Source organism: Paenibacillus pasadenensis, from assembly GCF_023715725.1.
GTDB classification, from domain to species: Bacteria; Bacillota; Bacilli; order Paenibacillales; family Paenibacillaceae; genus Paenibacillus_O; species Paenibacillus_O pasadenensis_A.
The window spans coordinates 232,621-259,531 of the sequence record NZ_JAMBOT010000001.1 but is presented as its reverse complement, the minus strand read 5'-3'; the positions used below and the strand labels follow the sequence as shown (position 1 = coordinate 259,531).

Below are 26,911 nucleotides of genomic sequence, written 5' to 3'. Positions count from 1 at the left end.
AATAGGAGGGATATCATGCATCAGGTTCAAATGACACTCGGCGGCCGGGAACTCATCCTTGAAACCGGGCGTCTAGCTAAACAGGCTAACGCAGCCGTAACGGTACGCTACGGCGATACCGTTATTTTATGTACGGTAACGGCTTCTTCAGGTCCGAAAGATCTGGATTTTTTCCCGCTCACCGTTAACTACGAGGAAAGATTGTACGCCGTGGGCAAAATTCCCGGAGGATTTATTAAACGCGAAGGACGCCCAAGCGAAAAAGCGATTTTGTCAAGCCGCTTGACGGACCGCCCGATTCGCCCGCTGTTCCCTGAAGGTTTCCGCAACGACGTGCAGGTGCTCAACCTTGTGATGAGCGTGGATCAGAACTGCCCGCCGGAAATTGCGGCGATGATCGGAACAGGCGCTGCGCTCAGCGTATCCGACGTTCCTTTTAACGGACCAATCGGCGGCGTTATCGTTGGCCGCATAGATGGACAGTTCATCATCAATCCGACTGTTGAGCAGGAAGAGAAGAGCGATATTCATGTCGTTGTTTCCGGCACAAAAGACGCGATTATGATGGTTGAGGCGGAAGCGAACGAGGTTTCCGAGGAAGTCATGCTGGAAGCGATTATGTTCGGCCATGACGAAATCAAAAACATCTGCGCGGTAATTGAGCAGCTCAGAGAGCAATGCGGCAAAGCAAAGATGGACGTTGTGCTTCATGCGGTAGACGCCGAAGTCAGCGCAGCCGTTCGCGCTTATGCTTCCGCACGCCTTGTGGAGGCAATCCGTATCGAGGAGAAACATGCCCGCCAGGAAGCGATTGACGCTGTCAATAGCGAAACGGTAGCTCATTTCGAAACGGTTTATGCCGAAACGCCTGAGCTGATGAGCGATGTGAAAGAAACGCTGTACGACATCGTTAAAGAGGAAGTGCGCCGCCTCATTACGCATGATAAAGTGCGTCCTGACGGCCGCGGCCTTGACGTAGTCCGTCCAATTGAATGCGACGTTTCTCTGCTGCCGCGCACGCACGGCTCCGGCTTGTTCACACGCGGACAAACCCAAGCGCTTAGCATCTGTACGCTCGGCGCTCTTGGTGATGTGCAAATTCTCGACGGCATCAGCCCGGAAGAGACGAAACGTTTCATGCATCACTATAACTTCCCGCCGTTCAGCGTCGGCGAAGCTCGTCCGCTGCGTGCTCCAGGCCGTCGTGAGATCGGTCACGGCGCTCTTGGCGAGCGTGCTCTTTCGAAGGTTATTCCACCGGAATCGGACTTCCCGTACACGATTCGTCTTGTGTCGGAGGTTCTGGAGTCCAACGGTTCCACTTCCCAGGCAAGTATTTGCGCCAGCTCGCTGGCCATGATGGATGCCGGTGTTCCGATCAAAGCGCCGGTTGCCGGTGTGGCAATGGGTCTGATCAAGGACGGCGATCATTTCTCCATCCTGACCGACATTCAAGGCATGGAAGATCATCTCGGCGACATGGACTTCAAAGTAGCCGGTACGGCTGAAGGCGTTACGGCGATTCAGATGGATATCAAAATCGACGGCATCGACCGCAGCATTTTGACCCAGGCGCTGGAGCAAGCACGCGTAGGCCGTCTCCACATTCTGGATCAGATGAACGCTGTGATGAACAAACCGCGCGAAAGCCTGTCCCAATATGCGCCTAAAATCATGACGCTGCGCATCAATCCGGACAAAATCCGCGACGTTATCGGCGCGGGCGGCAAAATCATCAACAAAATCATCGAAGAAACCGGCGTGAAAATCGATATCGAGCAGGACGGCATGGTATACATCGCATCTTCCAACGAAGCGATGAACCAGCGCGCCAGACAGATTATCGAAGGCATCGTGAAAGAGGTTGTCGTCGGCGAAATTTACACAGGCACCGTAAAACGGATTGAGAAGTTCGGCGCGTTCGTCGAAATTCTTCCGAACAAAGACGGTCTTGTGCACATTTCGCAGCTGTCCACCGACCGCGTAGCTAAAACCGAGGATGCCGTCAGCATTGGCGACGTTATTACGGTTAAGGTTACCGAAATCGACGGACAAGGACGGATTAACCTGTCCCGTAAAGCGGTGCTGACCGCCGAAGCTCCAGCCCAATCCTAATTGCTGAGGCGAAGTCAGGCAGTACAAGCAGCTGCCCTGACTTCAGCCCGCTGATTGACCCGAAGAGTCAGAGTTTCTCTGATTCTTTTTTTATTTTCACCCCGTTTGCCGCTATCGGCCAAGCCGCATATTTGTCCTCTGCTGCTCATACATTGGGGGGAGAAAAGGTGGAGGGTGAGAGATGATGAATGTCCGTGCTTGGAGCGCAGCGGTCGTCTGCGGAGCGTTTGTTGTGCTGGCGGCTGCGTCCTGGAGTCCGGCAGGCGACTACATAAGCTCGCTCGGCAGCGGGGAAATACGCGCCGCGATGGCGGATCAGGATGCGGATCGTTCCCTGCTTGAGGAGATTCGCAAGGAAGCGAAGCAACGGTACATCCCTCCGGTTGATGCTTCGGTTGACCGCTGGTTCAGGGCGATCCCCGCTTACGACGGCAGAGAGGTTGACGTGGAAGCGACCTACAAAAAGGCGCTTCAAGCTCCAGGCGCGGACATTCCGTTCCAGTATAAGCCGGTTAAACCGGCCAAATCGCTGGAGAGCTATCCGCTGGAGCCGATCTATATGGGCAATCCGGCTAAACCTGCTGCTTCGTTTATGATAAACGTGGCTTGGGGCAATGAATATCTGGATGTGATGCTTGACACGCTGAAGCGAAACGGGGTAAAAGCGACCTTTTTTCTGGACGGCTCCTGGCTGAAAAAATATCCTGAAGAAGCGCGGAAAATCCGCGACGGCGGCCATGAAATCGGCAATCACGCCTACACCCACCCTGATATGAGCAAGCTTGGCATGGAGCAGCAGCGCAGCCAAATTCAACGTACAAGCCAGCTCATTGAGCAAACGCTCGGCGTTAAAAGCGTCTGGTTCGCGCCGCCTTCAGGCAGCTTCAACTCCTTAACGGTCAAAGCCGCCCGCGAGCAGGGCATGTCGACGGTGCTCTGGACGCTTGATACGGTTGATTGGACGAAGCCCGATCCGGGAGCGGTCGTAACCAAGATAGCCAAAGGCATCAAGCCGGGCACGCTTATTCTTATGCATCCAACCGCCAGCTCGCGGGATGCGCTGCAGGGCATGATTAACGTAGCGAAACGAAAAGGGCTGCAGCTCGGAACGGTCAGCGAGACTTTATCCGAGCGGCGTTTGGAGGCAGCGGTTGAGAGCGGGCGCTGATTTTGATATGATGATAATTAAACTTCTAGGAGGAGAACCGGTGAACTTATATCGACTCAGCAATGGCCTTCGCGTTGTAGCGGAACCGATTCCGACCTGCCGATCTGTCTCGTTCGGCATTTGGGTGAAGACGGGCTCGCGCAGCGAAACCCCGGCCAACAACGGCATCTCCCATTTTATTGAGCACATGCTCTTTAAAGGCACTGCTACCCGCAGCGCCAAGGATATCGCGGATCTGTTCGACGGAATCGGCGGCAACGTGAACGCTTTTACAGCGAAAGAATATACGTGTTATTTTGCCAAAGTGCTGGACCAGCATCTGCCGCTTGCGGTGGACGCATTGGCGGATATGTTTTTTGACTCCCGTTTTGACGAGGGGGAGCTGGCCAAGGAGAAAAACGTCATTTTGGAAGAAATATCCATGTATGAGGATACTCCTGATGACAAAGTCCATGACGAGGCTTCACGCGCATCTTACGGCAATCATCCATTGGCTTACTCCATTCTTGGACTTGAAGAACGGCTTGCCGAGATGGGGCCGGATACGCTGCGGACATATATGAATGAGCAATACACGATTGAGAATACCGTCATTAGCGTGGCTGGCAACATTGAAGAAAAAGCGCTGCTGGAACTTCTGGAGCAGAAGTTTGGCCGCATGAGCGCAAGAGGCGCAGGCAAAAGCCTGGAGGCGCCTCAATTCAATGGACAGTATATTTTCCGTCCGAAACAAACGGAGCAAAATCATATTTGCCTCACGTTCCCAGGCTGCTCCATTGACGATGACAAGCTTTATGCGATGGTGCTCCTGAACAACGCGCTTGGCGGAGGCATGAGCTCCCGGCTGTTCCAGGAAATTCGCGAGAAGCGCGGACTGGCTTATTCCGTCTACTCCTATCATACGTCTTATGCGGACTCCGGCCTGTTTACCGTATATGCGGGAACAGCGCCGAAGCAAACGTCGGACGTGCTTGATTTGACGATGGAGCTGCTGGCCGATCTATCGGCTAACGGATTGACGGACGCCGAGCTCCACCGCGGCAAGGAACAGCTTAAGGGCAGCCTGATTCTGAGCCTTGAAAGCACGAGCAGCCGGATGAACCGCAACGGCAAAAACGAGCTGATGCTTGGCAAGCATTATACAATGGATGAAATTATTGAACGCATCGAAGCGGTAAAAATGGACGACATTCGCGCCGTTACGGCCCGGATGCTGGCTGTGCCGTTCGCCGTTGCTATGGTTGGCACGGAGGAAGGCCCTGCCGCAGCTTTGAGGAGGGACCGTTTTGCATCAAGTATTGTTTAAACGACTGCCGGGCAACGAGGACGTACTGCTCCCGGCTCGCATGTCTGAGGCTGCTGCCGGATTCGACCTGCATGCAGCTGTTGGCGAGACCGTTGTGCTGCAGCCCGGCGAGCGCCAGCTTATTCCAACCGGCTTTGCGATGGCAATGCCGCCGGAGCTGGAGGCGCAGATTCGTCCGCGCAGTGGCCTGGCTTACAAACACGGCATCACCTGCCTGAATTCACCCGGGACAATCGACGCCGATTACCGGGGTGAAGTGAAGGTGCTGCTCATCAATCTGGGGCAGGAGCCTTTTGCAATTGCGAGAGGCGAGCGGATTGCCCAGATGGTGTTCCAAACCGTGCCTGCGATCAGCATTCAGGAGGCGGAAGAGCTTCCGGAGACGCTGCGCGGAGCCGGAGGCTTTGGTCATACCGGCAAATAAGCCGTTATGTTGCGGCATCGGCAAGACTGGACTGCCGCGCTTAGGAACAATAAGTCATTAACAGAACAAACAAGCCGTTTTTCGCTACCCGCTTCATGGCAGCGAAGGACGGCTTGTTTTTGCATGCGCCTTAAGCCCATTGCGAAGCCTTAACCGTCAGCGTGTAACCCACTCCGCTTCTGCCGCATAAAATGCACTATACCAAGCAACACAGCCCCGCCGCGCCTGCGGAGGTGTCCGTGTGCGATGGAATTTACGGGAGTTATTCCGGTCAGGAATTAATTTCTTAGTAGTAGAGCAAAGCCGCCGCCGGTTATGCCAATTGCCTTGGCGGCTGGACGAAGTGGAAAAACGGCGTACCGACTGGCGTACCCCCGGTAGGCTGCCGTTTTAGTTCGAATATGGTGAGAGGATGTGACGCCAGCATGCTGACCGGCGTTCAAGTGCTGCTGATCGGCGGCGACGCAAGGCAGCTAGAGGTCATCCGCAGGCTCTCGGAGCTGAATGCTTCGCTGACGGTTTCAGGCTTCGACGGGCTCCGTACCCTTCCCGGGGATATCTCGAACAGCGAGCTGCGGGAGGAATTGTTCGACAAGGCAGATGCCGTCATCCTTCCGGCAGTCGGAACGGATGACGCCGGCCTGATACCGGCTGCTTTCAGCGATAGCGAGCTGCTGCTGACAGACGGCATGTTTAGCCGGATCCCGAAATACGGCACGGTATACGCTGGCATGGCCCGGCCGTATTTAAAAGAGCTTTGCCAAAAGCACGGTATTGCTCTTGTCGAATTATTTGAGAGAGATGACGTAGCGATATTGAATTCCATCCCGACTGCCGAAGGGGCGGTCAAGATGGCGATCGAACATACGGATATTACGCTGCACGGCTCGGCCTGCATGGTGCTTGGATTGGGACGGACGGGGCTTACGCTTGTCCGGACGCTGCTTGCGCTCGGCGCTCAAGTTTATGCCGGAGTGCATCGTCCAGAGCATTACGCAAGGGCGGCCGAGATGGGCGCAAAGCCTTTCTACACGCGGGATTTGCAGGATTACGCTGCCAATATTGACTTGCTTTTTAACACAATTCCTACTATGATAGTCACAGCGCAAATGATAGCCGGAATGCCTTCCCGGGCCGTTATTATCGACCTGGCCTCCAAACCTGGAGGAACCGATTTCCGCTTCGCGGAGAAACGGGGATTGAAGGCGATTTTGGCTCCCGGACTGCCCGGTATCGTGGCCCCCGTAACCGCTGGACGAATCATAGCGGATTGTGTCACTCAGCTGATTCTGGATGACATCAGCACGCGGGGGAATGAACAATGAACTGGAACGGACTTACGGTCGGATACGCCCTTTCGGGCTCCCACTGCACCTTTGCCGAGGTAATGCCTCAGATTCAGAAGTTTGTCGACGCGGGCGCCAATGTCGTGCCAATTGTAACCCAGAGTCTTATGACGACGGATACCAGATTCGGTACGGCCGAGGAGTGGAGGCGTCAGCTGCGGGATATTACCGGCAATGAGATCATATCCACGGTCGTTCAGGCCGAACCGCTTGGTCCATCCAAGCTGTTGAATGTGATGCTGATCGCGCCATGCACCGGCAATACGACGAGCAAGCTGGCCAACGCGCTGACGGATGGCGCTGTGCTGATGGCCGCTAAAGCCCAGATGCGCAACGGAAGGCCAGTTGTACTCGCCATTTCCACCAACGACGGTCTCGGGCTCAATATGGCGAATATCGCCAAGCTGATGGTAGCGAAGAACATTTATTTTGTTCCCTTCGGCCAGGACGATCCCGTCAACAAGCCGAATTCGCTTGTCGCCAAGATGGATATGGTGATGGAAGCTTGCGAGCATGCGCTGCAGGGCCGCCAGATCCAGCCTGTATTGATTCAGAGAGCTTAAATCAACCTGCGCGCTTGGCGGCAGCCCGGACTTGAGCGTCATGTCCGGATTTGAAGCCGGGCGGCGGATATACGTCAGCCGGCAGCGAGCGATACGCTGGCGGCTTTTTTTGAACCTAACAAGCGAAATGTAGAAATGATTGCGACGCTAATGCATATAGCTGCATTAATTGAAGCGGCAGAAGGGATGTCATCTATGGGGGTACGGGTTTTAAAATTCGGCGGCACATCGGTGGCGACGAAACAGACGCGGGAATTGGTTATCCACCATATCGAGCGGGAGCTTAAAGAGGGGCATCAGCTGGTTGTTGTCGTGTCTGCAATGGGACGCTCCGGCGATCCTTACGCTACGGACACGCTGTTGTCGCTGGCAAGCGAGGAAGGCGGCGAATTGCCTTCGCGCGAGAAGGATTTGCTGATGGGCTGCGGCGAGATTATTTCCGCTGTAGTTCTCTGCGGCGCTCTCCAGGCCCGCTCTATTCCGGCGGTCGCTCTTACCGGCGGCGGCGCAGGCATATTGACGAGCAGCCAGTTCGGGGAGGCGCGGATTGAAGAAATCCGTACCGACCGGATGAAGCATCATCTTGACCAGGGCGAGGTGGTCGTCGTAACAGGCTTTCAAGGCCAGGACAGCCGAGGTGATCTGACGACGCTGGGACGCGGCGGCAGCGATACTTCAGCTACGGCGCTTGGCGCCGCTCTGCAGGCGCAAATTGTTGATATCTATACCGATGTCAACGGGATTTTGACAGCCGATCCGAGAATCGTCAAGGACGCCAAACCGCTCACCGTGGTCGGTTATGCGGAGATTTGCAATATGGCGCGTTTAGGGGCAAAGGTTATTCATCCCCGCGCCGTGGAAATTGCGCAGCAGGCCCGCATTCCGCTGCGTGTGCGCTCGACTTTTTCCGACGAGGAGGGCACGCTCGTCACCGATCTGCCCACCGCTCTCAGTCTGGCTGCGCCGCTTAAAGACCGACATGTTACCGGCATCGCGCATGTGCAGGGGGTAACGCAAATATCTGTACGCGCGGTTGAGGGCATTGGCGACACGCAGCTGAAGGTGTTCCAGTCGATGGCCCGCCACCATATAAGCGTCGACCTTATCAATGTTACGCTGGCGGGAGCTCTTTACACCGTCATGGACGCTGATGCGGACAAAGCGGTCCGGGTGCTGAGGGATTTGGGCTTCGAGCCGGAGACGGTCAGCGGCTGTGCTAAAGTATCGGTCATCGGAGGCGGCATGCACCGCGTGCCGGGAGTTATGGCCCGCATTGTGGAAGCTCTTGCGGAGCAGGGCATCCCGATTTTACAATCGGCAGACTCCAATACGACGATATGGGTGCTTGTCCGCGAGGAGCATATGGGCAATGCGCTTCGGGCGCTTCATGCCAAGTTTGAACTGCACTTATAATATATTTATAAGATAGAGAGCATCGCTTATTATTTACCGGACTTTATGGAAGTTGGCAGTTCAACTAATGAGGCAGTGTGCGTTAGCGATGGCGCCGTACCTGCCGAGGAGGGAAACCGGATGGATTTTGGCAGACTGATTACAGCAATGGTTACACCTTTCACTCCCGATGGCGCGGTGGATTGGGAGACGGCAGGGAAGCTGATCGACTATCTGATCGAAGATCAGCTCAACGACTCAATCGTTGTCAGCGGAACCACCGGCGAATCGCCGACGCTTACGGATGACGAGAAGGATCGGCTGTTCCGCTTCGCGATGGAGCGCAGCTCAGGCCGCGCCCGCATCATTGCCGGCACCGGCAGCAACGATACCGCGCATTCCATTCATCTGACGGCTATCGCTCAAAAAGCGGGCGTTGACGGAGTTTTGCTTGTCGTTCCTTATTACAACAAACCGAGCCAAGAGGGCATGTACCAGCATTTCAAAGCAATCGCCGAGTCGACTTCGCTCCCGGTTATGCTTTACAACGTGCCGACCCGTACAGTAGCCAGCATGAATGCGGCTACAACGGTCCGGCTGGCTCAGGATGTGCCTAATATTGTAGCGACGAAGGAGTGCCACTCCCTCGACCATATCGCAATGATTGTCAGCGGAGCGCCGGAAAGCTTCCGCGTTTACACAGGCGACGACAGCGTCGGGCTGGCGACGCTTGCCGTCGGCGGGTACGGAATCGTAAGCGTAGCTGCCCACATCGTCGGTCCGCAGATGAAGGACATGATCCAATTCCATTTGGAAGGTCGCAATGCGGAGGCTGCCGCGCTGCATCGCAAGCTGCTGCCGATTTTTAACGGATTGTTCGCGGCTCCTAACCCCGTGCTCGTCAAAAAAGCGCTGGCGCTTAAAGGGCTGCCTGTCGGCGGCGTTCGCCTGCCGCTTGTTGAGGCAGACGAGGCGGAAACTGCCGCTCTAAAAGAACTGCTTAAAGAGCTATAAGCTCGGTTATATATTCAAAAGCGCCGGCTCCTCGCAGGGGGGCCGGTTTTTATATGGTAATCGTCCGCCTTGCATTTATCGTTAAGTTGACTTGAAGCGGTAGCTTGTGTTCCATCTTTTGCATCATGTATAATATTCCTAAGTGACTGGTGCGGCAAAGTTAATATGGCTTCAAGCCCAACGCGCGGCGGCGGATGGGTGAATCCGTGCATTGCATGTATTTGGTCGAATTCGCATGGAAGCGGTTATTTTCACAGCCATCGATAATTTCTCACAATATATAGGAGGTAAGATTTCCCTTGTCAAAAAAGAATATCCAGGACAAGCTGCTCATCTTCGCCCTTGGCGGCGTAGGAGAGATCGGCAAAAATATGTATGTCATCCAGTATGGGAATGACATTGTCGTTGTTGACTCCGGCCTAAAATTCCCGGAGGAGGACATGCTCGGAATCGACATCGTCATCCCCGATATCACCTACTTGACCGAAAACAAGGACAAAGTTCGCGGCATCATTATTACCCACGGACATGAGGATCACATTGGCGGTTTGCCTTATGTGCTGCGTCATCTGAATGTTCCCGTATATGCCACCAAGCTTACGCTTGGCCTGATCGAGGGCAAGCTGAAGGAAGCCGGTCTGCTTGGCGAGACGAAGCGCATTCTGATCAATGCCGACTCCGTGCTTGAGCTTGGAACGATTACGGCAAGCTTCTTCAAGACGAACCACAGTATTCCGGATTCCGTCGGCGTATGCCTTGAGACTCCAGAAGGAACAGTCGTACATACCGGCGACTTCAAGTTTGATTTCACACCGGTGAACGATCAGTTCGCGGATCTGCAGCGCATTGCCGAGATCGGCAAACGCGGCGTGCTTGCATTGCTGTCCGACAGCACGAACGCTGAACGCCCTGGCATGACTCCGTCCGAAAGCAATGTCGGCATAGAGCTGACGGAAATTTTCCGCAAATCCCAGCAGCGCGTCGTCGTCGCGACGTTTGCTTCCAACGTTCACCGGATTCAGCAGGTGTTCAACGCGGCAATGGCTACTAAGCGTAAAGTCGCGATTGTTGGACGCAGCATGGTGAATGTAGTGACGATTGCCGGCGAGCTCGGATATTTGAACATTCCGGAAGGCATGATTATCGAGCCGGAGGAAGTGAACAAAATGGCGGCCGACCGCGTAGCGGTGCTTTGCACAGGCAGCCAGGGCGAGCCGATGTCGGCATTGACGCGCATGGCCCGCTCCACGCACCGCAAAATCGACATCCTGCCAGGCGACACCGTCATTATCGCTGCAACGCCTATTCCGGGCAATGAACGGGATGTAGGCCGCACGGTAGACGAGCTGTTCCGTCTTGGAGCTAACGTTATTTACGGCCCAGGCTCCGTGTCTGGCGTTCACGTATCGGGTCACGGCAGCCAGGAAGAGCTGAAGCTGATGCTCAACCTGATCAAGCCGCAATATTTCATCCCGATTCACGGTGAATACCGGATGCTCCGCCAGCACGCTAAGCTAGGAGAGGCCGTAGGCGTTGATCCCGAGAACATTTTCCTCTGCGATATCGGCGATACCGTTGAATTCCAGAACGGCGTCGGACGCAAAGGCTCCAAGGTGCCTTCCGGCAACGTGCTAATTGACGGACTTGGCGTTGGCGACGTAGGCAACATCGTGCTTCGCGACCGCAAGCTGCTTTCGCAGGACGGCATTCTGGTCGTCGTTGTAACGCTGAGCAAGCAGGACGGCACGATCAAGTCGGGTCCGGACATTATTTCGCGCGGTTTTGTGTATGTGCGTGAATCCGAAGGATTGCTGGACGAAGCGAACCGTATCGTAACGACAACGCTGAACAAGCTGATGAACGACAAGGTCAACGAATGGGCTTCGCTCAAAACAAACGTTAAGGATGCGCTGGGTCGCTTCCTGTACGAGCAAACGCGCCGCCGCCCAATGATTTTGCCGATTATTATGGAAGTATAATTCGATCTCTAAAGGCCGTTTCTAGCGTCAATAATGACGCTGGGGACGGTCTTTTTTGCATTCCGCCGCTTTTGGTACCGGGTATGGGATTGTCTTTCCATCGTCATACTACCTTTGCAGCTTTAGAAGTCGTTGAAAATGCGCGCGTCAAGCCCCTAGCGCAATTTTCAGCGGACTTTTAGAGAAAAAGAGGAGGGACGGATTGTGGATCAGATCACAACTGCGACAGGCGGAGTGAAAGCCGAAACGGCGGAAACGGCTGCCGGTCTGGAAAAAGCAAAGCTTGACGCCATCCAGCAGCTTGGACAAATTGCGGTTCCGGCAGTAGAGCCTTCCAATACGTTTTGTTTAACGATTATCGGCCAGATTGAAGGTCATATGGTGCTGCCGCCGCAAAACAAAACGACTAAATACGAGCATCTGATTCCTCAGCTCGTGGCAGCGGAGCAAAATAGCAAAATTGAAGGTATTCTTATTGTGCTCAACACAGTAGGCGGAGACGTTGAAGCAGGGCTTGCAATTGCGGAAATGATCAGCTCGCTTAGCAAACCTTCCGTCACGCTTGTGTTAGGAGGAGGGCATTCCATTGGCGTTCCAATCGCCGTATCCGGCAACCGGTCTTTTATAGCGGAGACAGCAACGATGACCATTCATCCGATTCGCATGAACGGGCTTGTCATCGGAGTACCCCAAACATTTGAATATCTAGAAAAGATGCAGGAGCGGGTTGTCCGCTTTGTCACCTCGCATTCCCGCGTCAAGGAAGAAACCTTTAAAGAGCTTATGTTCAAAACCGGCGAGCTGACCCGCGATATCGGAACAACTGTAATCGGCGAAGATGCCGTCAAGCATGGATTAATTGATGAGGTCGGGGGGCTCGGCCAAGCGATACGCAAGCTGAATGAACTTATTCAAGAGCGGAAGCTGGCAATGGGCAAAAGCCAAGCGCAGCCTTATGTCATTACGGCTGCAGCAGACGCGGCGCTGCCAAGCGTTATCACCCCATCGCCGGAGGGAGGCTTGACGCAATGACCCTGCACACCGTAATGCCTTTGGAGCTTGTTCTAGAAGGACTTAACGCTGAACGGGACCCTTGGATCGAGGCTCGTGTAGGGGATGTCCTGCTGCAGCTGGAGCCAATTGCGCCGGGACGCGGCAAGGTGGTGCGAATTTTGGACGGGCCGCTGGAAAGTTACCTGGATCCAAACTTTGAGCCGGGCTCGATACTTTCTCTCGGATAAGAACAAAATAAGAACAGAATAGGAACAGGATAGGAACATTTCCCCACCTATGGTATAATACTGAACCAGAGGTGAGAGGATTGGCCAAGAAAAGGCGGCGCAAAAAACGCACGTTCGGAGAGAATCTAAAATATGAAGTTTATGGAATCTTGCTCATAACAGTGTCGGTAATCGCCTTGTCAGGCGAGGCTACGGTCGGGAGGTCGCTGACTAAGCTTTTCGCGCTCGTTTTGGGCAAGTTTCATTTTGTGCTGGCCCTTGTCGGAATCGCCGTTGGTCTATATGTGATGATATTGCGATTGTGGCCTACAGGCTGGACTTACCGTAGAACCGGTTTTTTGCTGCTTGTGATGGCGCTCACGCTAATGAGCTCAATCGGGGAGATCGACCGCAAGTTAGGACCGACCGACAGCATCAATGGCTCAGCCATTTTGCAGCAGCTTGGACAGGATATTAGGGACGGCTTGCTTACAAGCGGCACCCCGGACAATCCCGGCAGTCCGATTCAGCAGTCTGTCAGCGGAGGTTATTTAGGAGCCATTCAGTACACTCTCCTCTATACGTTGTTCGGGTATTTTGGAGCTAAGCTGCTTTTAATTGTCATGTTGGCTATATCTGCGATGCTTATAACCGGCAAATCTTATGTCGATCTCGGACGCGTTATCCGAACGAGGACGGCGAATTTGCTGAAGCTGCTTCAGGCCAAAGCAACTGCGAGGCCGCGCAAGCCGAGGGCTCCGAAGCTGCCGCCGCAAAAAGGAGCTGCGGCAGCGGCTGCAGCAGCTGGCGGGAATCAGGATCATCTTTCGTACGGGCTTAATGGAGATACGGATGACGACGATTACGGAAGCACGATAACACCTGTGCGGCCAAAAGCGAAATCTCTGTTTTTCTCTTGGGGAAATAAACAGGGGGAACAGGAGCAGGAGGAAGAGACGGAGACGGAGGAATCGGATTGGATGATGGAGGAATCTGCGCTGCGTCAAGCGGCCCGGACCTCACGCCAAGCGCCTCTCGTCAGCTTGCGAGGTAGGAGCGCCGATACACCGCTGCCGCAACAAGACAAAGCCCCTTGGGAAGAGGATGAGGAAGGCGATGATTGGGAGGACTCTGCGCTTGCCCAACATACTTCGGCAGCCCGTGCTGCCGGGACCAGCAATAATGCGGACGTTCTGCCTGCGGCCGACACGGCTGCGGGCTGGAGCGAACCGGCCGGCGCTGACTCGGACGATACAGGCTTGGAAGAAGGTCAAGATTTTCCTCCAGCCGCACCGAGCCTGCACCCTGCTGAGCAGTCCGAGGCTTTGGCCGGGCCGGAGGGCGACAACGGTGTTGCGGCCCCGACAGTTAAATCCGTCAAACCGTACAAGCTTCCTTCGTTATCGCTGCTTGCGAAGCCTGCCGTGTCTGCACGCAGCGGAGATATGAGCGACATCAACAACGATTCCCGGCGCAAGCTGGAAGCAACCCTGGAAAGCTTCGGCGTAAAGGCGAAAGTGCTTGATGTGGTGCCTGGGCCTGCGGTAACCCGTTATGAGGTGCAGCCGGCAACCGGGGTAAAAGTGAGCCGCATCGTCGGTTTAACCGACGATATCGCTTTGGCGCTCGCCGCCAAGGATATCCGTATGGAAGCGCCTATTCCGGGCAAGTCAGCGATCGGCATTGAGGTGCCTAACGCCGAGGTCGCTGTAGTGACCATGCGCGAGGTGATGGAAACACCGACTTTTGCCAGCGCGTCGTCCAAGCTGTCGATTGCTTTCGGGCGTGATATCGCCGGCCAGTCGATCGTCGGCAATTTGGCGAAGATGCCCCATTTGCTCGTTGCGGGAGCTACCGGCTCCGGTAAGTCCGTTTGTATTAACGGTATTATTACGAGCATTTTGTACAAAGCGGCGCCGGATGAAGTTAAATTTATGATGATCGACCCCAAGATGGTCGAATTGAACATGTATAACGGCATTCCGCATCTGCTCGCGCCGGTTGTTACGGATCCTCGCCGGGCCTCGCTTGCGCTCAAAAAGATCGTCGTTGAGATGGAAAAGCGCTACGAGCTGTTTTCCAAGTCCGGCACACGCAATATTGAGGGGTACAACGGCCTGATGAAGGACAATCCTGCCGCTGTGCTCCCCTATATCGTCGTCATCGTGGACGAGCTGGCCGATCTGATGATGGTAGCGGCAAAGGACGTGGAGGATTCCATTACGAGGCTGGCTCAGATGGCGCGTGCGGCGGGAATTCATCTTATCATTGCGACCCAGCGCCCTTCCGTTGACGTTATTACCGGCGTCATTAAAGCGAATATTCCTTCCCGGATCGCTTTTGGCGTATCGTCGCAGGTGGACTCACGGACCATTCTTGATATGGTTGGAGCGGAAAAGCTGCTTGGACGCGGCGATATGTTATTCCTGCCTGTCGGCATGTCCAAGCCGATTCGTGTGCAAGGCGCGTTTCTTTCCGACAGCGAGGTTGAGGCGGTTGTGGAATACGCCCGCTCTCAAGGCGAGGCGGAATACAAGGAAGATCTGGTGCCCGAGCTGGATGACACAAGCGCGTCCAATGAGGGGGAAGATCTGGATGAGCTGTTTGATCAGGCGGTGCAAATCGTCGTGGAGGCCCAACAGGCGTCCGTATCTCTGCTTCAGCGGCGTATGCGCGTCGGTTATACGCGGGCGGCACGGCTCGTGGACCAGCTGGAGTCAAAAGGAATTGTCGGCCCGTACGAGGGCAGCAAGCCGCGCGAGGTGTTAATGACGCTCGACCAGTTCCAGGCCAACCAAAAACATGCATAGAAGATGGCTGCCTTTCTCATACTAGGGACGGTTAAACATCCCGTAGCAGAAAGGCAGATCCCCATGAAAAAAATGCGCTTGATTGTCATGTCGGTGGCAGCCACGCTGCTGTTGCTAAGCCTTTATACGCTGCAGGGCGGCTGGCCGTCCAAGTCGGAAGCCACGTTCAGCAAAGCGACGATTCAGCAGGGCTCTTCCGGCAAGGATGTCGTAGAGCTGCAAGGACGCCTTCGGTTTTTGGGTTATTACGAAGGCAAAATTGACGGAGAATTCGGACCAAAAACAAAAAATGCGGTCACCTGGTTTCAATGGAAATTCGGTATGAAATCCGACGGTGTTGTTGGAGCTTCAACAAAGCTTAAGCTTTGGGAAGCGACAAAAAATTGGAAGCCAACCGCAGCCGATTTTCCAGGCGGCGAGTCAGGCAAGTCAAGCGGAGGGTCGACAAGCGGCGGAGGCGGAGGCAGCGGGGGCAGCAAAAACACCAACGCCGGCTCCGATGTCGATAAATCCAACAAGCTCGGTCTTTCCGCCAGCGATATCAAAATAATGGCGAACGCCGTTTACGGCGAAGCGAGGGGCGAGCCGTATGAAGGACAAGTAGCGGTTGCCGCTGTCATTCTGAACCGGCTCAAGTCGCCAGAGTTCCCGAACTCTATCACGGGCGTTATTTTCCAGAACCTTGCTTTCACCGCCGTAGCGGACGGCCAAATTTGGCTCACCCCCAACGAAAGAGCGAAACAGGCGGTTCAAGACGCGATTAACGGCTGGGACCCGTCGGACGGATGTCTGTATTACTTTAATCCAGAGACGGCAACCTCCAAGTGGATTTGGACCCGCCCGCAAGTAAAAACGATCGGAAAGCATATTTTCTGCATGTAAGCAGCGGTTTGGCTGCCATAACAACCATGCATGCCGGATCGGCAAGCTGCGGAGAAGCAGCCGGGATGAATCCCGGTTGCTTCTTCTGTTTGCGGGCGCTGCCGGCGTTGGGATAGAATGGAATGACAACAGGCAGCTTGGAATACATTACAACCATCCTGAAAGCGGGAGGAGCTAAACCCTATGGCATTTCAGCAAGCTACAATTGGCCGCATCCGGCTGCATGTGCTTCCGACTAAGCGGTTCAAAACCTTTGCAATCTCACTTTTTGCGGGAATTCCATTGCAGGAGTCTACGGTAACTTCTGCGGCGCTTACTCCCTTTATTCTGCGTCGTGGAACGGAGTCCACGCCGGAAACAATTGCGTTCCGGGAGCAGCTCGACAACATGTACGGAGCTGGATTTGGCTTTGATGTGTACAAACGCAGCGATGCGCAAATTGTTCAGTTCCGCATGGATGTAATTAACGATCGTTTTGTAAAGGGTGAAGAGTCGCTGCTTAGCCGATCCTTGAAATTTTTGGGCGAGGCGGTAACCGCACCTGCTTTGGAGAACGGCGCTTTCCGGGCAAAATACGTCGACAGCGAGAAGCGCACATTAGCCAAAAAGCTGGAAAGCATCATTAACGACAAAATCCGTTATGCAGCCGAGCGCTGTCTGGAAATTATGTGCGAAGGCGAACCGTATCGGCTGCACGCCTTGGGCCGGCTTGATGACCTTCCGGGCTTAACGCCGGAATCGCTGTATGCTTCCTATCAAGCTTGGCTGGCACAATCCGTGCTGGATTTGTATGTTGTCGGCGACACGACATTAGAAGAGGTGCAAGCGCTGGCCGAAGCGTCCTTCCGGCTGCCGGACACCGGAACAACCGACTATGGCTCACCTGATATCCGCGATCAGCGCGGCGAAGTTAAAACAGTCGTGGAAAAGCTGGATGTTGCTCAAGGCAAGCTCAATCTTGGATTGAGAACCAACATTGCCTATAGCGATGACCTGTATGCCGCGGCTTTGATGTACAACGGCATTTTGGGCGGCTTCCCGCATTCCAAGCTGTTTATGAACGTACGGGAAAAGGAAAGCCTAGCATATTACGCCTCCTCGCGTATGGACGGCCATAAAGGACTGCTCACCATCCAGTCCGGCATCGAGATCGGCAATTACGAGAAGGCGGTTGTCATTATTAAGGAACAGCTTGAAAGCATGCGCCAGGGCCAGCTGTCCGAGCTTGAGATGACCCAGACAAAGGCTATGCTGATGAACTCTCTGCGCGAGCTGCAGGATTCCGCATACGAAATGATTGCTTATGATTTCAACAGCGTTATTTCCGGCCGCAGACGCACCGCAGTAGAGCTGCTCGAAGCTGTAAGCGCCGTAACGCCGGAGCAGATCGTTCAAGTGGCGGAAAACGTGAAGCTTGATACCGTGTACTTCTTGCGCGACAGAAAGGAGGCCTAACCGATGGAAAAGCTTAACTATCCAGGCGTCGAGGAGACGCTTTATTTTGAAAAGCTTCCAAACGGCTTGAGCGTATATTTGCTGCCAAAGGAAGGCTTTCAAAAAACGTATGCGACGTTTTCGACCTGTTACGGCTCTATTGATAACCACTTTCGCGTCGGCAGCGAGCCGCTGACACAGGTTCCAGACGGCATCGCGCATTTTCTGGAGCACAAAATGTTCGAGGAGCCGACCGGAGACATTTTTGCCACCTTTGCCTCACAAGGGGCTTCTGCTAATGCGTTTACCAGCTTTGACCGGACGGTATATCTGTTTTCCGCTACCGAACAAATTGAAGCTAATTTGAGCACCTTGATCGATTTTGTTCAGCATCCGTATTTTACGGATCAAAACGTGGACAAAGAAAAGGGCATTATCGCTCAAGAGATCAATATGTACAGCGACAATCCGGATTGGCGTGTCTATTACGGTTTAATTGAGGCGCTGTATCAGGTGCATCCGGTTCATATCGACATCGCCGGAACGGTGGAATCGATTTACAAAATCAACAAGGAAATGCTCTACCGCTGTTACGAAACGTTTTATCATCCTTCAAACATGCTGCTGTTTGTCGTCGGAGGCATCGATGCGGAAACAATCATGGAGCTGATTCGCAGCAACCAGGCGGCGAAGTCATTCCCGGATATCGGCAAAATCGAACGTTATTTCGAGGCAGAGCCCGCAGCTGTTCGTACTCCGCTCAAATCGATTCAGCTGCAAGTTTCTCAGCCTAAATGCCTGTTCGGTTTCAAGGAGAAAAGCAACGGCTTGGACAACGAGGCGCTGCTTCGACGCGATGTAACAACAAAGCTGATGCTGGAAACGCTGCTCGGCTCCAGCTCGCCGTTATATCAAAGCCTCTACGACGATAATCTGATTTCCGATTCCTTTGGTTACGAGTACACATGCAGCAAAGATTATGGCTTTTCCATTATCGGCGGGGATACGCAAAATCCCGAAGAGCTGGTGAACCGTATTAAAGAGCATATCGGCGGCGTGTTAAACACGGGGCTGGATGCAGCTGCTTTTGACCGTATTAAGAAAAAACGCATCGGAAGTTATTTGCGCATGCTTAACTCCCCTGAATCCATTGCCAGCGAGTTTACTCGGTATAAATTCCGCGGCCAGGATCTGTTTGAGCTGCTTCCCGCTTATGAGAGCATTACGCTGGAGGAGGCCAACGCCCGCCTAAGAGAGCATTTTGACTTTGGGCAGCTGGCTATCTCTGTCGTTAACCCAACGGCCAAGCAGGAGGCGCCAGCGTCCTGAAACCGCTGCATCAAATGAATGTGCTCATCACCGGGGGGAGCCGGGGCATTGGCGCCGCGATTGCGCGGCGTTTTGCCGCGGAAGGGATGAACGTTGTCATTCATTATGTGAACTCTCATGAACAAGCCAACGAAACGGCGCGGGAGTGCATGTCGCTTGGCGGCGGGCAGATTATGACAGTCAGCGCTGACCTGCGTTCTAGAGAAAGCTTGGAGCGTATGCGGGAGAAGCTTCAAGCGGCCGAGTTAATGCCCGATATTTTAGTCAACAATGCAGGCGTTGCCCATTACGGCTTGCTTTCCGATGTATCGGATGCGGATTGGGACGATGTGATGGCGGTCAATCTGAAAGGCGTATTTCTTTGCACACAGCTGTTCATGCCGGATATGATCCGCACGCGCTGGGGAAGAATTATTAATATCTCTTCCATCTGGGGAATTTCAGGGGCAGCATGCGAAGTGGCCTATTCCGCCGCCAAGGGCGGAGTTAACGCGTTTACTAAAGCATTGGCCAAGGAGCTTGCTCCTTCCGGAGTTACGGTAAACGCTGTAGCTCCCGGAGCGGTAAACACGTCCATGCTTGACGGGTTTGAGCCTCAGGAGCTGAGGCAGCTTGAGGATGATATTCCGGCAGGTCGGCTTGGAGAGCCTGATGAAATCGCGTCGCTTGTTTATTTTTTGTCGCTGCCCGAATCTTCTTATATTACCGGCCAGGTGATCAGCCCCAACGGGGGATGGATAACTTAATCGGCAGTGAAACCTTTTGCCAATCCAATTCGTCGTATAGTTGCCTTAGCCGCCGTGCACAATAAAGCTGTTGATCATTTTCTCAATTAGCTTAAGGAGGCGACCAAGCATGTCATCTGTACTTTCGAATTTTGATTCGTGGAAGGAATTCCTCGCTGAGCGGCTGGAGCAGGGTAAAAGGCTCGGTTTGGACGAGGAAGCAATCGGCAACCTTGCTTATGAAATCGGCTCTTTTCTGGATGAAAAAGTCGATCCCAAAAATGACGAGCAGCGTATGCTGAAGGAAATTTGGGACGTCGGAGACGAGAATGAGCGCAAAACGATTGCCCGGCTGATGGTTAAGCTGGTTAATCACCACTAAGGATAATTGCACGTACTGCCACGACGTGCTCGTTAAGCTCCCGGTTACGGGAGCTTTTCTGTACGTGACAGCGCTATGTGGAGAACGAGTGTGCTCGTTGCTGAAACGTGGCGAATCATGTAGAATGTAGGCTTATAATGAAGGCTGATGGGACGGCCTTTTCACTCAGGACGGTGTGATTAATGGAATCCAAACAGTGGTATATGGAGTACAAAATACATAAGAACCGCCCGGGTTTGCTGGGCGATATCGCTTCTCTACTGGGCATGCTTAACGTAAATATTATTACGATCAACGGCGTTGAAGACCGCACGCGCGGCATGCTGCTGCAAACGAATGATGATGAAAAAATCGAAATTTTGGGTAAAATGTTGCAAAAGGTCGAAAACATCACCGTCAACAAGCTTCGGCCGCCTAGTTTGGTCGATCGTCTTGCCGTTCGCCACGGCCGTTATATTGAGCGCGATTCCGACGACCGCAAAACTTTCCGCTTTACGCGCGACGAACTTGGCTTGCTCGTTGATTTTCTTGGCGAAATTTTCAAGCGCGACGGCAATCAGGTCATCGGATTAAGGGGCATGCCCCGCGTCGGCAAAACGGAGTCGATTATTGCAGGCAGCGTATGCTCCAATAAACGGTGGGCCTTTGTTTCTTCCACGCTGCTCCGCCAGACGGTGCGCAGCCAGCTTTCCAGCGAAGAGATGGACCCGAACAATATCTTTATCATCGACGGAATCGTCAGCACTATCCGTTCCAATGAGCGCCACCATGCTCTGCTGCAAGAGATTATGGAGATGCCGTCAACCAAAGTAATTGAGCATCCGGATATTTTTATCCGTGAATCGAACTACGATTACAGCACTTTTACAACCATCATAGAGCTTCGCAATACACCTGATGAAGAGATCTCCTACGATTCCTTCACGGTTAATTATAACGATTTCTAGCATGAAAGGAGGCGGCGCCAGCTATGTCTGAACTGGGCCAAACTCTGCGGACCGCAAGGGAGGAGATGGGCTTATCCCTTGACCAGCTGCAGGAGATGACAAAGATCCGCAAACATTATCTTGTGGCAATCGAGGAGGGCAACTACAAAGCGCTCCCGGGCAGCTTTTATGCCCGCGCTTTCGTAAAAAACTACGCGGAGGCGGTCGGCCTTAATGCGGAGGAGGTTCTTAGCTACTATAAAACCGAACTTCCAGCGGCTCCGCAGTCGTCCGCTTCTGCGGAACCGGCTGCTGCTTCTCCCCAGCCGCCGCGCAAAGCCTCCACTTCCCGCAATACCTCGGAGCGATTCGGCAAGCTTGGCTTCTCGGTGCTTATGTGGGCGTTTCTTGGCTTGATCGTGTTTCTGCTGTGGATGTTTGTCATTCGCGACAATGATGAGACCAACACCCAGCAAACCGACAATACGCCGTTTACGACGGCAACGCCCGGCCCGTCCACGCTGGGGAACGACAAGTCGTCTCCAGGCGCATCGGCGACGCCGACTCCTTCGGCAAGCACTTCGCCTACTCCATCTCCGAGCCCGACACCAGGCTCCGGCGCGGTTACGTTTGACCGCAAGTCGGGAAGCACGGATTATTACTCCGTTACGGGCACGCCGATGATGCAGATCAAGTTTTCAGGCGGCGCCTGGATTGAGGTGCGCAAAGGCGGACGCAGCGGCGAGCTGCTGCACAACAAAAACGCCGAAGCGGATGAAGTGATTGAAGTTCCGCTGGATTCGGTTATTTACATGAATACCGGCCGCGCGGATAATACGGAGATCATCATCGACGGCACGGCGCTGGATGATGGCGACCGTCCAGGACCGAAGCGCATTCAGTTCGAGCCTGCCACAGGTGGAGACGACGTGCAGTCCAACTCCGACGAGGAAACGGACAATCAGTAACCGGCAGTGGACAGGAGGGTGCCCCGATCGTCAAGTTATGGCGAAGGGGCTCCTTTTTTCATGCATGGCGGGCGGTTTTCGTACGAGTTATACTTTCGTCATTGGATGTTTTATAATAAAAGGAATCATAGGCAAGGAGGAAATACATATGAGTTCGGAAAGTTCGTTTGATATTGTGTCCAAGGTGGATATGCAGGAGTTGAACAACGCCATTGTTCAGGCGGAGCGCGAAATTGAAAACCGGTTTGACTTCAAAGGAAGCAAAAGCAGCATCAAGCTGGAGAAAGAAGAGCTTGTCATCTCTTCGGATGACGAATATAAGCTTAAAAGCGTAATCGACATCCTTCAGACAAAAATGATCAAGCGCGATGTGCCGATCAAAAACATGGACTTTGGCAAAATCGAGGCGGCCTCGCTCGGAACGGTCCGCCAGCGGGTCAAGCTGAAGCAGGGCATCGGCCAGGATGAGGCGAAAAAGATCAATGTGCTCATCCGTGATTCCAAGCTGAAGGTAAAAAGCCAGATTCAAGGCGATCAGCTCCGGGTGACCGGCAAAAGCCGCGACGATCTGCAGGCGGTCATCTCGCTGCTGCGCGGCGCGAATCTTGAGCTGGAGCTGCAATTTACGAATTACCGCTAATTAGCCTAGCGGCATGTTTTTGACATGCTGCTTTTGGTTCGATTATACTTGTGAAGTTTGATATGTCAGGGAGGGGAACCGCGTGAACCTGGCCAACAAGATTACGCTTGCGCGCATCTTTTTAGTGCCTGTCATCCTGTTTTTTCTATTGATTCGACTTGATTTGGGGTCGGTCAAGTTTGAAGATTTTGAGCTTACATACACCCAGATTATCGCGGTTCTGATTTTCATTATTGCAGCCAGCACGGACGGTCTTGACGGGTACTTGGCCCGGAAGAACAAGATGGTCACGAATCTCGGCAAACTGCTGGATCCTTTGGCGGACAAGCTGCTCGTAGCCGCGGTGCTCATCTCGCTCGTTGAAATGGACAAGCTGAGCGCGCTGATTGCGATCATTATTATTAGCCGTGAGTTCGCCGTTACGGGACTTCGCCAGGTTGCTTTGCTCGAAGGCTCGGTGCTCGCCGCCAGCGTCTGGGGCAAATGGAAAACCGGCATTCAGATTGCGATGATTATCGTTCTGCTGCTGAACAACTTCCCCTTCGCGTTTTTTGACTTCCGCATGGATCTCGTGCTGAGCTGGGGCGCAGCCCTGATTACGATCTGGTCGGGCATCGACTATTTCGTCAAGAATCGCAATTTGATACCTGTAGAATAGGACAAGGCTCTCTTTCCCGCCGGAACGAGAGCCTTGTCTTCTCTGTGGCTTCATCCGGCTTCCCGCGTCGGGGGCCAATCAGCTTATCGGACTGGAGAGGATTGGAATGAAAGCCGAAATTATCGCTGTTGGAACGGAGCTTTTGCTCGGACAGATCGTCAATACGAATGCCCGTTATTTGTCTCAAGGGCTTGCTGCGCTTGGCATCGACGTGTTTTTTCAAACGGTGGTCGGGGACAATACGGCTCGCATCCGCCAGTCGATTGACACGGCCCGCTCCAGAGCGGATCTGCTGCTGTTCACCGGCGGCCTTGGTCCGACTATGGATGACTTGACCAAAGACGTACTGGCCGATTATTTGGGACGGGGCATGGTTGTACACGAGCCGACGCTGCGTACGATTGAGGAAATGCATCTCTCGCGGGGAAGCGCGATGGTCGAAAGCAACCGCAGAATGGCAAATTTGATTGAGGGCAGTGCGCCCCTTGAAAATACGGTCGGCAGCGCCGTAGGCTGCGCCATTCTTCAAGACGGAACCCGTTACGTGCTGCTGCCGGGGCCGCCAATGGAGATGACGGCGATGTTCGAGGGAGCGGCAACCCGCTGGCTGATGGCGGAGCTTGGCGAGGGCGAGCCTCTGCACTCCCGCATTTTGCGCTTTGCCGGCATCGGCGAGTCGAGGCTGGAGAAAGAGCTGATGGATCTGATCGAATCCCAGAGCGATCCGACGATTGCGCCTTATGCCAAGGAGGGAGAAGTGGCGATTCGCCTGTCCAGCAAATCAGCGGACGAAGCAGCGGCCTTGGAACGGATTGAAAATACGGCTGAGCTGATTCGTGCAAGAGTTGGCGCGCATCTCTATGCCGAAGAGGATATATCGCTGGAGGAAGCGGTGCTTCGCCAGCTTCGCGTCCGGCGCATGAGAGTGAGCGTTGCCGAAAGCTGCACGGGGGGCTTGCTGGCGGAGCTGATTACCGGTGTTCCCGGCAGCAGCGGCGAGTTTTTGGGAGGCATCGTAACCTATACGAATACGATGAAGAACAAGCTGCTCGGCATTCCGATGGAGCAGCTGGAAGGGGCTGGCGCGCCGGGAGCGGTCAGCGAATCGACGGCGGCTCTGATGGCGCGGCGCATTGCCGAGACAACGGGCAGCGATTGGGGCGTGTCCATTACCGGCGTTGCAGGCCCGGGCACCTCGGAGGGCAAGCCGGTAGGGCTCGTGCACATCGGCGTGGCCCGTAAAGGCGGCGAAGCTGACGTGTTTACGCTGAATACCGGCGGCAGCAGGGATATGATCCGCATCCGGGCGGCAAAGCTTGCGCTGTACCGGCTGTGGCTCAAGCTGGCTGACTGCTGACGGCCCGGCCTTCGGCAGACCTGATATTGGCACAGTTGCCGGCTGGGCGGGGGTTGCAGTACAATAAAAGCAGTTGACGGAAGAACCGCAGCGAGTTTGGCGAGCTGCGGTTCTTTGTTTTTTTCGGCGCCGCGGCCGCTTGAGAGGGGGCAGATGCGGCGTCGCGAAAAAAGCGAATGTATGTTCGAAAAAAAGCTTGGCAAACGGCTGGAACTAGACTAGAATAGAGTTATAAATCGACGAATGAAGGATGTGGATCTCTTGTCAGATCGCCGCGCAGCTTTAGATATGGCGCTTCGCCAGATTGAGAAACAGTTCGGAAAAGGTTCTATTATGAAGTTAGGCGAGAACGCCCAGCTGACCGTTGAGACGGTCTCCACTGGCGCCCTCGCATTAGATATTGCCCTTGGCATTGGCGGGTTCCCGCGCGGCCGGATTATCGAGGTGTACGGACCGGAATCCTCCGGTAAAACGACGGTTGCCCTCCACGCAATTGCTGAAGTTCAACGCACGGGCGGACAAGCCGCTTTCATCGATGCGGAGCATGCGCTTGATCCGCTGTACGCCAGCAAGCTTGGCGTTAACATCGACGAGCTTCTGCTCTCCCAGCCGGATACTGGCGAGCAGGCGCTGGAGATTGCCGAGGCGCTTGTGCGCAGCGGCGCGGTAGACATTATTGTTATTGACTCCGTTGCAGCGCTCGTACCGAAGGCGGAGATCGAGGGCGAGATGGGCGATTCCCACGTCGGCCTGCAGGCGCGCCTGATGTCCCAAGCGCTCCGTAAGCTGTCCGGCGCTATCAGCAAGTCCAAGACGATTGCAATCTTCATTAACCAGCTCCGCGAAAAGGTTGGCGTTATGTTCGGCAATCCGGAGACGACGCCGGGCGGACGCGCGCTCAAGTTCTATAGCAGCGTGCGTTTGGATGTGCGCCGTATCGAGAGCATCAAACAGGGCAATGATGTTGTGGGCAACCGTACCCGCATCAAGGTCGTTAAAAATAAGGTTGCGCCTCCGTTCCGGCAGGCCGAGCTGGATATTATGTACGGCGAAGGCATCTCCCGCGTCGGCAGCATCGTCGACATCGGTGTTGATATGGACATCGTACAGAAGAGCGGAGCCTGGTTTAGCTATAACGGCGACCGCTTAGGCCAAGGCCGCGAGAATGCAAAACAATTCTTGAAAGACAATGAGCATGTGGCTAGTGTAATCGAAGGCAAGATTCGTGAAGCTCATAACCTGACTGCAGCTGCGGAACGTGCTGCTGCCGGCATCAACGCCTCTCAGGACGAGGAAGATGAACTCGAAGAGCTGGAGCTGGATGTTTAATCCGGCAACGTCCGGGGTTAGGATAGAATAGACAGGAAGCATCTCTGATTGCGGTCAGAGATGCTTTTTTTCAGGTTAAACAGGCTTTTTCAGCTCAGCTGCAAGCAGTGCTAAGAGCGGATAGCCGCCGGAAGCAGTTGGCCGTAAAGGAGGATGACTAGAGGATGGAGGTTACTCGCCAAATTACGCGGGTGGAGCAGCATGCAAAAAAACGCTCCTACTATTGGATATACCTCGACGGACAGGAAGAAGCGGAGTTATCGCTTCATGAAGATATTCTGATTAAATACCGTCTGCTTAAAGGCAGCATGATTGAGCCGAATGAGATGAAGGCGATTGCGGCCGAGAACAGCCGTTACAGGGCTTATGCGTCAGCAGTATTTTACGCAGGCTTTAAAATGCGCACCTCCAAGGAAATGACCGCTTACTTGAAGCGTAAGGAGTTCGAAGAAGCGGAGATTCGATATGCGATTGAGAGACTGCAGCAGGAGCGGATTATTGACGACAGCGACTATGCCCGCATGTTTGCCGCGCAGCGGCTTCGCAGCAGCGGGAAAGGCCGGATGCTGATTCGGCAGGAGCTGGAGCGCAGAGGAATTCACAAGGAAACGGCAGGATCGACCGTTCAAGGATTGAGTGAAGACGAGGAACGCAGCGCAGCGCTCAAGGTGGCGGAGAAGAAGTGGCGCAGCCTGAAGGGAGAAGATCGGGAACGAAGGATGAAACTGACCGGTTTTCTGCTGCGAAGAGGGTTCCCGGGAGGGCTAGTGCGCGACATAGTGCGCCAGGTTTCCGAGTCTGCGGCTGAGGAGCTGGAAGAAGGAGCCTGGCTTGACAATTGAAATTGCTGAAAGCTACAATAATAGAGCATCACTATGGTTAAGGATGCCCTTTCCTTCCGTAAATGGTTTCAGGTTTTTTTGTCTCCATTCTACACTAGTTAA

General features: G+C 54.1%; 24 protein-coding genes. All 24 read left to right on the top strand.

What is annotated here, in order from left to right:
* Positions 1-15: 15 nt before the first annotated feature.
* On the top strand, positions 16-2,115 hold the full coding sequence (gene pnp / locus M3223_RS01185) for a polyribonucleotide nucleotidyltransferase (protein ID WP_285891085.1): 2,100 nt from the start codon (positions 16-18) through the stop codon (positions 2,113-2,115).
* A 181-nt stretch (positions 2,116-2,296) separates the two neighbouring features.
* Entirely contained in the window at positions 2,297-3,283 is a 987-nt protein-coding gene (locus M3223_RS01180; RefSeq protein ID WP_251558126.1) for a polysaccharide deacetylase family protein, read from the top strand.
* Positions 3,284-3,323: 40 nt separating this feature from the next.
* On the top strand, positions 3,324-4,589 hold the full coding sequence (locus M3223_RS01175; RefSeq protein WP_251558125.1) for a M16 family metallopeptidase: 1,266 nt from the start codon (positions 3,324-3,326) through the stop codon (positions 4,587-4,589).
* Positions 4,570-5,013: a dUTP diphosphatase gene (dut, locus tag M3223_RS01170; RefSeq protein WP_251558124.1), complete on the top strand. Its 444-nt coding sequence runs from the start codon at positions 4,570-4,572 to the stop codon at positions 5,011-5,013. The genes M3223_RS01175 and dut overlap by 20 nt, the downstream gene beginning before the upstream one ends.
* A gap of 425 nt (positions 5,014-5,438) precedes the next feature.
* Positions 5,439-6,338, top strand: coding sequence for a dipicolinate synthase subunit DpsA (dpsA, locus tag M3223_RS01165; protein WP_251558122.1), 900 nt, complete (start codon positions 5,439-5,441; stop codon positions 6,336-6,338).
* Positions 6,335-6,922, top strand: coding sequence for a dipicolinate synthase subunit B (locus M3223_RS01160; RefSeq protein WP_251558120.1), 588 nt, complete (start codon positions 6,335-6,337; stop codon positions 6,920-6,922). Before dpsA ends, M3223_RS01160 begins: the two co-directional genes overlap by 4 nt.
* Positions 6,923-7,117: 195 nt before the next feature.
* Entirely contained in the window at positions 7,118-8,335 is a 1,218-nt protein-coding gene (gene dapG / locus M3223_RS01155; protein ID WP_251558118.1) for an aspartate kinase, read from the top strand.
* 120 nt (positions 8,336-8,455) lie between these two features.
* Positions 8,456-9,328, top strand: a complete 873-nt coding sequence (dapA, locus tag M3223_RS01150) for a 4-hydroxy-tetrahydrodipicolinate synthase (protein WP_251558116.1) — start codon at positions 8,456-8,458, stop codon at positions 9,326-9,328.
* A gap of 299 nt (positions 9,329-9,627) precedes the next feature.
* The gene (locus tag M3223_RS01145) at positions 9,628-11,307 is read left to right on the top strand and encodes a ribonuclease J (RefSeq protein WP_251558114.1); all 1,680 of its coding nucleotides are present in this window, start codon (positions 9,628-9,630) and stop codon (positions 11,305-11,307) included.
* A 234-nt stretch (positions 11,308-11,541) separates the two neighbouring features.
* Positions 11,542-12,339, top strand: coding sequence for a ClpP family protease (locus M3223_RS01140; RefSeq protein ID WP_251559766.1), 798 nt, complete (start codon positions 11,542-11,544; stop codon positions 12,337-12,339).
* On the top strand, positions 12,336-12,548 hold the full coding sequence (locus M3223_RS01135) for a YlzJ-like family protein (RefSeq protein ID WP_251558112.1): 213 nt from the start codon (positions 12,336-12,338) through the stop codon (positions 12,546-12,548). The genes M3223_RS01140 and M3223_RS01135 overlap by 4 nt, the downstream gene beginning before the upstream one ends.
* Before the next feature lie 80 nt (positions 12,549-12,628).
* The gene (locus M3223_RS01130) at positions 12,629-15,337 is read left to right on the top strand and encodes an FtsK/SpoIIIE family DNA translocase (protein WP_251558110.1); all 2,709 of its coding nucleotides are present in this window, start codon (positions 12,629-12,631) and stop codon (positions 15,335-15,337) included.
* A gap of 63 nt (positions 15,338-15,400) precedes the next feature.
* The gene (gene sleB, locus M3223_RS01125; RefSeq protein ID WP_251558108.1) at positions 15,401-16,219 is read left to right on the top strand and encodes a spore cortex-lytic enzyme; all 819 of its coding nucleotides are present in this window, start codon (positions 15,401-15,403) and stop codon (positions 16,217-16,219) included.
* Positions 16,220-16,402: 183 nt separating this feature from the next.
* The gene (gene yfmF, locus M3223_RS01120; RefSeq protein WP_251558107.1) at positions 16,403-17,674 is read left to right on the top strand and encodes an EF-P 5-aminopentanol modification-associated protein YfmF; all 1,272 of its coding nucleotides are present in this window, start codon (positions 16,403-16,405) and stop codon (positions 17,672-17,674) included.
* A 3-nt stretch (positions 17,675-17,677) separates the two neighbouring features.
* Positions 17,678-18,982: an EF-P 5-aminopentanol modification-associated protein YfmH gene (yfmH, locus tag M3223_RS01115; protein ID WP_251558104.1), complete on the top strand. Its 1,305-nt coding sequence runs from the start codon at positions 17,678-17,680 to the stop codon at positions 18,980-18,982.
* A 14-nt stretch (positions 18,983-18,996) separates the two neighbouring features.
* Entirely contained in the window at positions 18,997-19,728 is a 732-nt protein-coding gene (gene ymfI / locus M3223_RS01110) for an elongation factor P 5-aminopentanone reductase (RefSeq protein ID WP_251558102.1), read from the top strand.
* Between the two features lie 109 nt (positions 19,729-19,837).
* A complete protein-coding gene (locus M3223_RS01105; RefSeq protein ID WP_251558100.1) occupies positions 19,838-20,089 on the top strand; it encodes a DUF3243 domain-containing protein in 252 nt (83 codons plus the stop codon).
* 182 nt (positions 20,090-20,271) lie between these two features.
* Positions 20,272-21,036: a YmfK family protein gene (locus M3223_RS01100; RefSeq protein ID WP_251558097.1), complete on the top strand. Its 765-nt coding sequence runs from the start codon at positions 20,272-20,274 to the stop codon at positions 21,034-21,036.
* Positions 21,037-21,059: 23 nt separating this feature from the next.
* Positions 21,060-21,983: a helix-turn-helix domain-containing protein gene (locus M3223_RS01095; protein WP_251558096.1), complete on the top strand. Its 924-nt coding sequence runs from the start codon at positions 21,060-21,062 to the stop codon at positions 21,981-21,983.
* A gap of 148 nt (positions 21,984-22,131) precedes the next feature.
* The gene (locus M3223_RS01090; RefSeq protein ID WP_251558095.1) at positions 22,132-22,623 is read left to right on the top strand and encodes a YajQ family cyclic di-GMP-binding protein; all 492 of its coding nucleotides are present in this window, start codon (positions 22,132-22,134) and stop codon (positions 22,621-22,623) included.
* An 82-nt stretch (positions 22,624-22,705) separates the two neighbouring features.
* Positions 22,706-23,281, top strand: a complete 576-nt coding sequence (pgsA, locus tag M3223_RS01085; protein ID WP_251558094.1) for a CDP-diacylglycerol--glycerol-3-phosphate 3-phosphatidyltransferase — start codon at positions 22,706-22,708, stop codon at positions 23,279-23,281.
* Positions 23,282-23,387: 106 nt separating this feature from the next.
* Positions 23,388-24,638, top strand: a complete 1,251-nt coding sequence (locus M3223_RS01080; RefSeq protein WP_251558093.1) for a competence/damage-inducible protein A — start codon at positions 23,388-23,390, stop codon at positions 24,636-24,638.
* A gap of 261 nt (positions 24,639-24,899) precedes the next feature.
* A complete protein-coding gene (gene recA / locus M3223_RS01075; protein ID WP_353057658.1) occupies positions 24,900-25,967 on the top strand; it encodes a recombinase RecA in 1,068 nt (355 codons plus the stop codon).
* Between the two features lie 164 nt (positions 25,968-26,131).
* Positions 26,132-26,809, top strand: a complete 678-nt coding sequence (locus tag M3223_RS01070) for a regulatory protein RecX (protein WP_251558091.1) — start codon at positions 26,132-26,134, stop codon at positions 26,807-26,809.
* Positions 26,810-26,911 lie beyond the last annotated feature (102 nt).